This is a genomic window from Methylobacter svalbardensis (genome assembly GCF_037671525.1).
Lineage (GTDB): Bacteria > Pseudomonadota > Gammaproteobacteria > Methylococcales > Methylomonadaceae > Methylobacter_A > Methylobacter_A svalbardensis.
This window is the reverse complement of record NZ_JAWPOH010000093.1, coordinates 1-8,979: the sequence shown is the minus strand read 5'-3', so window position 1 is coordinate 8,979 and position 8,979 is coordinate 1. Positions and strand designations below refer to the sequence as shown.

General features: G+C 46.5%; 10 protein-coding genes. 6 read left to right on the top strand and 4 right to left on the bottom strand.

Going from position 1 to position 8,979, the window contains the following annotated elements; all coding sequences use genetic code 11:
- Window positions 1–368 precede the first annotated feature (368 nt).
- A complete protein-coding gene (gene tyrS / locus RW114_RS18810; protein WP_340124287.1) occupies window positions 369–1,565 on the bottom strand; it encodes a tyrosine--tRNA ligase in 1,197 nt (398 codons plus the stop codon).
- Window positions 1,566–1,733: 168 nt separating this feature from the next.
- Here tyrS and RW114_RS18805 point away from each other — a divergent pair, with 168 nt between their 5' ends.
- The gene (locus tag RW114_RS18805; RefSeq protein ID WP_340124286.1) at window positions 1,734–3,251 is read left to right on the top strand and encodes a peptidoglycan DD-metalloendopeptidase family protein; all 1,518 of its coding nucleotides are present in this window, start codon (window positions 1,734–1,736) and stop codon (window positions 3,249–3,251) included.
- Between the two features lie 8 nt (window positions 3,252–3,259).
- Entirely contained in the window at window positions 3,260–4,402 is a 1,143-nt protein-coding gene (locus RW114_RS18800) for an anhydro-N-acetylmuramic acid kinase (protein ID WP_340124285.1), read from the top strand.
- 50 nt (window positions 4,403–4,452) lie between these two features.
- On the opposite strand, the gene erpA is transcribed toward RW114_RS18800, so the two are convergent.
- Together erpA and argC are read right to left on the bottom strand one after the other, a co-directional pair.
- A complete protein-coding gene (gene erpA / locus RW114_RS18795) occupies window positions 4,453–4,785 on the bottom strand; it encodes an iron-sulfur cluster insertion protein ErpA (RefSeq protein WP_340124284.1) in 333 nt (110 codons plus the stop codon).
- A 97-nt stretch (window positions 4,786–4,882) separates the two neighbouring features.
- On the bottom strand, window positions 4,883–5,914 hold the full coding sequence (gene argC, locus RW114_RS18790) for an N-acetyl-gamma-glutamyl-phosphate reductase (RefSeq protein ID WP_340124283.1): 1,032 nt from the start codon (window positions 5,912–5,914) through the stop codon (window positions 4,883–4,885).
- A gap of 85 nt (window positions 5,915–5,999) precedes the next feature.
- Here argC and RW114_RS18785 point away from each other — a divergent pair, with 85 nt between their 5' ends.
- From RW114_RS18785 to RW114_RS18770, 4 genes are all read left to right on the top strand, one after another.
- The gene (locus RW114_RS18785) at window positions 6,000–6,983 is read left to right on the top strand and encodes an NAD(P)H-quinone oxidoreductase (RefSeq protein WP_422614845.1); all 984 of its coding nucleotides are present in this window, start codon (window positions 6,000–6,002) and stop codon (window positions 6,981–6,983) included.
- 4 nt (window positions 6,984–6,987) lie between these two features.
- Complete coding sequence (locus RW114_RS18780) at window positions 6,988–7,833, top strand: sulfurtransferase (RefSeq protein ID WP_340124282.1); 846 nt, start codon at window positions 6,988–6,990, stop codon at window positions 7,831–7,833.
- Between the two features lie 199 nt (window positions 7,834–8,032).
- The gene (locus tag RW114_RS18775; RefSeq protein WP_340124281.1) at window positions 8,033–8,278 is read left to right on the top strand and encodes a hypothetical protein; all 246 of its coding nucleotides are present in this window, start codon (window positions 8,033–8,035) and stop codon (window positions 8,276–8,278) included.
- A 16-nt stretch (window positions 8,279–8,294) separates the two neighbouring features.
- Complete coding sequence (locus tag RW114_RS18770; protein ID WP_340124280.1) at window positions 8,295–8,573, top strand: type II toxin-antitoxin system RelE/ParE family toxin; 279 nt, start codon at window positions 8,295–8,297, stop codon at window positions 8,571–8,573.
- A gap of 23 nt (window positions 8,574–8,596) precedes the next feature.
- Here RW114_RS18770 and RW114_RS18765 read toward each other — a convergent pair whose 3' ends face one another.
- Entirely contained in the window at window positions 8,597–8,752 is a 156-nt protein-coding gene (locus RW114_RS18765; RefSeq protein WP_340124279.1) for a hypothetical protein, read from the bottom strand.
- Between the last annotated feature and the right edge of the window lie 227 nt (window positions 8,753–8,979).

Below are 8,979 nucleotides of genomic sequence, written 5' to 3'. Positions count from 1 at the left end.
CGACTACAGATTCAAACGTTTATAATTTCTTATCTACGTAAGTTCTCATGTCGACTATTTATTACAAACGTAAATAGCTCGTCACAAGCACCCACACAAATTATTTTGATCAGATTTTTAAAGAGCGCCGGAGTAAACCCCGGTTGAGCTGGACAATTATACAGAGCCAATTCAGTTTGTCAACACCCTGTTAACTTTGTTTTTCTTGCCGTCCTTGTCGAAGTCGTTTACCGAACCTCGAAGAAGCCGACCATTATAACCTACTCAGTCCGCTTGTCAACATCCTGTTAACTTTTGTTTCTTGCTGCGTCTCTGCCAGGGCGTTTACCCCGGAAGAGCTGCGTATTATACAACGCCTTTTCATAAGGTCAAGCAGATATCTTAACTCGCGCAAATTTTCTTTTTCCTACTTGATAAACATGTTGAGTGCCTGTCGGAATCTCCATTTTTTGATCGGAAACCTTTTCTCCGTCAATTTTTACCGCACCCTGTTTTATCATACGATTAGCTTCTGATGTGCTCTCCGTCAATCCGGAATCTTTCAATATATTCGCTATACAGTGACTTGCACCATCAATCTTTAATTCCAGCTCATCCATTTCATCAGGTATCGCGCCACGTTGAAATCTGGCTTCAAAATTTTCCAACGCCTTGACCGCAGCAGCAGCATCATGAAACCTTTCTATCATTTCCTGAGCCAACTTTACTTTATAATTCCTCGGATTGGCGCCTTGCTTACACTCCTCTGCCCATAACTCTATCTCAGTCATGGGACGAAAACTCAGCAGTTCAAAATAACGCCACATCAACTCATCTGTTATGGACATGAGCTTGCCGAACATATCATCGGCAGAGTCAGCTATCCCAACATAATTATTGAGTGACTTGGACATTTTTTGCACGCCATCCAACCCCTCTAATATAGGCATAGTCATAACAACTTGAGGCTTTTGTCCAAAAGCCTCTTGCAACTGGCGTCCAACCAGCAGGTTAAACTTCTGATCCGTGCCACCTAACTCCACATCGGCTTTCATCGCCACCGAATCGTAACCTTGTATTAATGGATATAAGAATTCATGTATTGCAATGGGCTGTCCACCCTTAAAGCGCTTGCTAAAATCATCTCGTTCCAGCATTCTGGCTACGGTATGTTTTGCAGCCAGCTGAATTAAATCAGCTGGTGACATTGCGTTCATCCAACTTGAATTGAACATCACCAGCGTTTTAGTCGGATCCAGGATTTTAAATATCTGCTCTTCATAGGTTCTTGCATTATCAATCACCGCATCCCGAGTCAATGGCTTCCGCGTAACATTTTTCCCGGTTGGATCGCCGATCATCCCGGTAAAATCGCCAATCAGGAACAATACCTCATGCCCGAGATCTTGAAACTGCTTCAACTTATTAATCAGAACAGTATGTCCCAAATGCAAATCAGGGGCAGTTGGGTCAAAACCCGCCTTAATGCGAAGAGACCGCCCCTCTTCCAGCTTTTTAATTAATTCTTGCTTGATTAAAACCTCGTCAGTCCCTCTAAGCAGGTGTGCCAATACGTCCTCTTGCAATTTCCTTCTCCAACTATTTACAAATGATTCATTATAGAATCAATAATCAACTCCCTGAATAAAAACTTTGCCTAGCCTAAAATTGGTAAAAACTGTTAAAACCACTTAAAATGAAACTATAAATTCATTAATTTTTATGATTTACGTAAATTTCAATTATTTAGCCTAGTGAAAAAAAAAATCTATACATCCATGCTCTTTGGAATTAGCGTAGCCTTTTCGGTAGCCGGCCACACTCAGACAAAACCCATCAGCAAAAGCACAACAGCCAGAACGGTTCATACTGCCACTGTTCAGTCAAAACACACCAAGACAGTTAACAAGAAAAGTATCGCAGCTGCAGTTAAATCGACACCAAACAGTAAAAAAACCGCCGTCATATCGAAGTCTGCTAACAAAAAAAATGCAATCACTGCAAACAAGACAGCTACGGCAAAAAAATCTATTACAAAAAAACAAGCGGTTATCTCAACCAAACTAAAAAACAGAAAACACCCCGTTGCCGCCAAATCCGCGAGAAACAACAAGGCACTCATTGCCACCAAGTCAAAACATAACAAACAAGCCATTGCCTCGGCCAAATTGAAGCACACATCTCACCCTGTTGTTACTTTTGAACCTGCGCGTAGAAAACATATCGTTATTGCTTCAAAATCGCTGCAACCCGCACTAACCCACAAAGAACGGCAAAAGCACGTACCTACCGAACTGAATCTGGGCAACACCGGAGCAGATCGAATTATCCAGCCAAATAATGATAAACAATCACATCCAATCACCTTCGATCGCTCACAAACGACAAAAACCAACACGGCTCACGTCTCTATAGAGACCTCTTTATTTCTCGACGGACTCGAAGTCGGTTTATCAAAAGAGCTAATCCTGCAACTGACGGATATATTTGCATGGGACATTGATTTTGCCACCAATCTACGTCCTGGCGATCAATTCACGATTGTTTATGGCAAAAAAATAGTTAATGGCACAGAGACCGATAGTGATGAAATTATTGCCGCCGAATTCGTTAATCAAGGGTCATCATACACAGCGATAAGATATATAAATGAATCCGGCACAACCAGTTACTACTCGCCTGACGGACAATCCATGCAAAGGGCGTTTTTAAGCACGCCTGTTGATTTCATAAAAATCAGCTCCCATTTTGACATGTACCGTAAGCATCCCATCCTGAACAGAATTCGGGCTCATAAAGGCATTGATTATGCAGCAAGAACCGGCACACCTGTAAAAACAACCGGGGATGGAATTGTTACCTTCAGTGGACGCAAAGGCGCTTATGGGCAAGTCGTAATTATTCAACATAACGATCACTATGAAACGCTTTATGCCCATATGTCCGGCTTCAAAAAAGGCTTAACCGCCGGCAATCATGTTAAGCAAGGTGATGTTATTGGCTATGTGGGCCAGTCCGGCCTAGCTACAGGCCCCCATTTGCATTATGAGTTTCATGTCGATGGACTTTATCGCGATCCGGAAACCGTCAAGATACCGCATTCAATGCCTATCAGTAGCGCATTACTGACTGACTTTAAAGCGCAAACCCAACCGTTTTATGCTCAGCTTAATCAGACCAAAGCCAAGAGTTTATTTGCAAAAAACCAGGAGACTATTGCTCCCGACATTGCCCTACCTCCTGCATCCATACGATCATCTCGTTACGATTAACTCAAGCAATGCCCGAACTTTATATTGGACTCATGTCCGGAACCAGCCTGGATGGCATTGACGCGGCTCTTGTTGATTTCAAAGACAACAAAGTCGAGCTGATCGAATTTGAATACCTGCCTTTTTCCGACGAAATTCAAAGTACAATCCAGCGACTCAGCAAGCCTGACGCGCTAATTTCGCTCAAAGAATATGGCGCTATGGACGCCCGGCTTGGTCACTTATTCGCAGAGTCTGTTAATACCTTGCTGGCTAAAGCCGATATTCCCGCTTCAGCAGTCAATGCCATCGGCAGTCATGGACTAACCATCTACCATGCGCCCGAGATAAAATTCCCTTTTTCCCTGCAAATCGGCGACCCCAACATAATTGCCGAAAAAACCGGCATTACTACCGTGGCTGATTTCAGACGCAGGGATATTGCAGCCCACGGTCAAGGCGCGCCGCTGGTTCCGGCTTTTCATCAAGCCGCCTTCCATCACCCGAATGAACATCGCTGCATCGTCAATATCGGCGGCATCGCCAACATTACCGTCTTGCCTAAACATCAACACACAGACGTTATCGGCTTCGATACCGGACCCGGCAACACCTTAATGGATTTATGGATCAAACTGCACCGGAACCAGTCGTACGATAAAAACGGTGCATGGGCAAAAACAGGCAAAATCGATCATGACTTGGTGGCGCTGTTAGAACAAGACGCTTATTTCAATACCGCCCCGCCGAAAAGCACCGGCAAAGAGTATTTTTCGCTGCCCTGGATTTATCAATACGTCGACGCATTCAGTTACAACGCCGAAGACATACAGGCCAGCTTATGTTTTATAACGGCGATAACAATTTGCGATGCGATCAAAAAGTACGCACCGGCTACCGAGCGGGTATTGATTTGCGGCGGTGGCATTCATAATGGCTATTTGCTGGAGCTTATCCAACGAAACATTGGATGCCCTGTCGAATCAACAGAGCGGTACGGCCTTCATCCAGATCATGTCGAGGCGATGGCTTTTGCGTGGTTAGCCAGACAAACGTCAAACAATCTGCCGGGCAATCTTAAAGAAGTAACGGGAGCGCTTAACTCTGTAATTCTTGGGGGGGTTTATCAGCGCAACAAAAAGGGCGCAGCTTCCGCTCCCTGCTTACGCTAAGCGCCTACATCCCTGTAGGCGACATCCTGTCGCCCAACGAGGGGGAGAAACTATGCGGAAAAAGAAGACCCGCAACCACAGGTAGTGGTTGCATTAGGATTACGGATAACAAACTGAGCGCCCGACAAATCTTCTTTATAATCGATTTCAGCACCGGTTAAATATTGAATGCTCATCGAGTCAATCAATACCGTAACACCGCCGTTTTCAACGCGGGTATCATCTTCATTGACTTCTTCATCAAAAGTAAAGCCATATTGAAACCCTGAACAACCGCCGCCTGAAACATAAACTCTCAGCTTCAGATTATCGTTACCCTCCTCAGCTATTAATTCACCCACCTTAGAAGCGGCGCTATCAGTAAAAACTATCGGATTAGACATACATTTACACTATAAAAAATGGAGTTGGAATAAATTATGACTATACCCAGCTTTTTAGTCAAGAATTATGAATACGGGTGAAAATGATTATTTGCCCCTACGGATAAAGCGCAACAGTCTTTAATCCCGAGCCTTCCTGTAGCCCGAACATCAGATTCATATTTTGCACCGCCTGCCCCGACGCGCCCTTAACCAGGTTATCAATCACCGATAACACCACAATGGTTTGACCGCCTTGCGGCTGATGGATCGAAATCTGGCAGTTATTACTGCCGCGGACATTCCGGGTATCAGGATGCGAGCCTAGCGGCAGCACATCGACAAATGTTTCGCTGGCGTATCTTTGCTCATATAAGGCCTGCACATCGTCCAGATTGCCATGCGCCTGACCATATAAGGTAGCGTGTATCCCACGAATCATCGGCGTTAAATGCGGCACAAAGGTCAGTCCGACCGATTTACCGGCCACCAACTCAAGCCCCTGTACAATTTCCGGCAGATGCCGATGCCCGCCAACCGCATAAGCTTTAAAACTCTCGCCGGTTTCGCTCATTAACGCCGCCAACTCCGCTTTACGCCCTGCCCCGCTGACACCGGATTTAACATCGGCAATTAAATGCTTAACATCGACCAAATCGTTTTCAAGCAACGGCAAAAAACCCAGCTGTACGGCGGTTGGATAGCAACCTGGGCAAGCGATCAAATGACTCTGTTTAATCGCCTCACGGTTCACTTCCGGCAAGCCGTAAACCGCCTCGGCGATCAAATCGGGACACGCGTGCTCCATGCCGTACCACTTGCTCCACTCCTTGGCGTCTTTCAGCCTGAAATCGGCGGACAGGTCGATCACTTTTACCCCGCGCGCCAACAACTGCTCTGCCATCATCATCGCCGTACCGTTTGGTGTCGCAAAAAACACCACATCGCACCCGGCCAAGGTTTCGACTTCGGGCAAACTGAATACCGTATTGATAGCGCCGCGCAAGCTCGGATAAAGCGCATCCACCCTAAGCCCGGCATCGGCGCGTGACGTGACGACCGACACCTCAACGTCCGCATGCAACGCCAAAATCCGCAATAGCTCAACACCGGTATATCCGGTTCCGCCCACAATACCTGCACGAATCATCTGTTTTATCCTACCCACACATTGTTTATGAAAATAACTGGAGCCTATAATAACCGCAACTCAGCTTATTGACGATATTGTAACGATGCCGCTACCTGCACAGATGCTTGCCATTGAAATTGAAAACGGGGCTTTAAAACCGGTTCAGCGCGCCATACCCACGCCGTCAGCCAACCAGGTGTTGATTAAGGTCGCGGCCGCCGGCGTCAATCGACCCGATGTGATGCAGCGCAAAGGCCTGTATCCGGCCCCGCCCGACGCATCCGACATTCCGGGACTTGAAGTTGCCGGAACCATTGTTGCGTTAGGCGACAACATCAGCTCTTTCAATGCAGGCGACCGAGTCTGCGCACTGGTGACCGGCGGCGGTTACGCCGAATACTGCCTCGCCTCGGCTGCGTTATGCTTACCCATACCGGAAGGCTTGTCTTTCACTCAGGCCGCCGCATTGCCGGAAACTTTCTTTACCGTGTGGAGCAATGTCTTCGACCGCGCACATTTGCAGCCGGGCGAAACATTGCTGGTTCATGGCGGCAGCAGCGGCATAGGCACAACAGCAATACAACTGGCCAAAGCCTTTAACGCCAAAGTCATCGTCACCGCAGGCTCAACAGCCAAATGCGAGTTCTGCCTGCAACTGGGCGCCGATGCCGCGATCAACTACAAGGAACAGGATTTTGTCGAAGACATCAAACGGCTCACCGACAACAAAGGCGTCGATGTTATCCTGGACATGATCGGCGGCGACTATTTCCCGCGCAATATAAAATGTATGGCCGATGACGCCCGACTGGTGCAAATCGCCGTTCAAATGGGCCCGAAAACCGAACTAAACCTGCTGCCCGTCATGCTTAAACGACTCACCATTACCGGCTCCACCTTAAGAGCCCGAGACGATGCCTTTAAAGCGGCAATCGCCGACAAGTTGCTTGAAAACGTCTGGCCTTTATTAGCATCCGGCAACATCAAACCGGTTATACATTCAACTTTTGCGCTCACCGATGCCGCAAAAGCCCATCAACTCATGGAAAGCAGCCGACACATCGGCAAAATCATCTTAACGGTATAAAACTATGACCTACACCACCCTAATTTCCGCAGCAACACTCCAGCAACAGCTTAAGCATCCCGACTGGGTAATCGTTGACTGCCGCTTTTCATTAGCGGATACCGAAGCCGGTGCCAAAGCCTATCGACACGGACATATCCCCAATGCCCGTTACGCTCATCTGGACAAAGACTTGTCTTCGGCGATTACCGATTTTACCGGCCGCCATCCATTGCCCGACTTTGCGTTATTGGCAAAAAAACTGGGCGACTGGGGTATCGATAACAACTCACAGGTTGTTATTTATGACGATGCAGGCGGCGCTTTTGCAGGCCGTCTCTGGTGGTTATTGCGTTGCATGGGACATGATAAAGTTGCCGTATTGGATGGCGGCATCAAGCACTGGCAAAAACAAGGTCTGCCCATCACCACAACCTTGCCCACAACCAAGCCCACAACGTTCAGACCGTACCTGAACGATGCCGCTTGGCTTAATGCCGTACAGGTGCAAAACAGCCTGGCCCAAAAATCCATTTGCCTGATCGATGCCAGGACGCCTGAACGCTATCGCGGCGAACAAGAACCCATCGACCCGGTTGCAGGCCATATTCCCTACGCATTAAACCGGGCCTTTCAATTAAACCTGGACAGCAACGGCTTATTTTTATCGGCAGAACAATTGCGCGATCAGTTTAAACAGCTTATCGGCGCTACCGCACCCGAGCAAGTCGTTCATTATTGCGGCTCCGGCGTCACCGCCTGCCATAATTTACTGGCAATGGAACATGCAGGATTAACCGGCTCCAAACTTTATTCGGGATCGTGGAGCGAGTGGATCAGGAATAAAAACAGGGCGGTTGCGAAAGGGTGAATGGTACGCGAAGCATACCATGCATCAAATTGCCGAGTGTAGGGCGTGCCGCGCGGCGCCACAACATGCAGCAAAAAAGGCGCACACAGCGCGCCCTACTCGTCTACAAGACTTTGGGATAAACTATGCATAACAATGTTAACGGAATTCGTACCAGCTTATGATTCGGAATTTAGCGATTAACTTGCGAGGTTAATATATGAATACAGCAGAAAAAATTTATCAAGGCGTGCAAGATTTTCCAGAGCCTTTGGCTTTAGAAGTGTTGCATTATGTCGAGTTTTTAAGATTAAAAAACCAAGCTTCGCTAGACCTTGAATTAGAACAAAAAATCCAGCAAGGGATTGATCAAGCAAATCAGGGGTTAGGAATAACGATTGATGATGATTATGTTAATCAATTAAATCTAAGAGTCCAGCAGCGACTTCAAATAGCGGATGAATGAATATCAAATAAAAATCATGCCCCAAGCTGATGAAGAATTAGAAGATATTGCTTATTTCATTGCCTTGGATAATCCGCTGACGAGTAAAAAATTTGTAGCGAAACTGGTAGCGGCATTTAACAAGGTGCTGAAAAGTTTTCCTGAAAGCGGTTTGGTTTATAAAGATGATATTAGGCAATTTTCTTATGAAGGATATACGGCTTTTTATCGGGTAAATACTTTAAAAAAGCAGGTTGAGATTTTGCATCTTGTTAACTTAACCAAACCGTTATCTGCACGAAATATTAGGTTTTAATTCCTTACAAAAACACCGCTTTTTCAGTCCTGAGAAAGTACCTGTTCTGCTTTTAACTTTACGGGCGCATCCTCACCAACTGCGATAGGTGCGTCTCCAGACCATAGCACCGCGTACTGTCCCAGTCGCCGCTTGCGCTCCAAGGTATTTGCAACAGCTTGACGTAAACAGTCGAGCATAGCTTGCGTTTCCGGACTTGGAGTTAGGGGCGTTTGAACACTCATAGTTGAGCCTCTTGTTGTAAAAGTTGAAAAAAATCGTGATTAAATACTAGTACTAAGTCAGTCTTGTTTTGTCGTATAAAATCCCCATAGAGTAGGTTTTTTACATTATTGGGGAACGATAGATTGGCAAAGAAATATATTGTGCGTTTAACTGAGGATGAGCGCACCTATTTGGAAAGTTT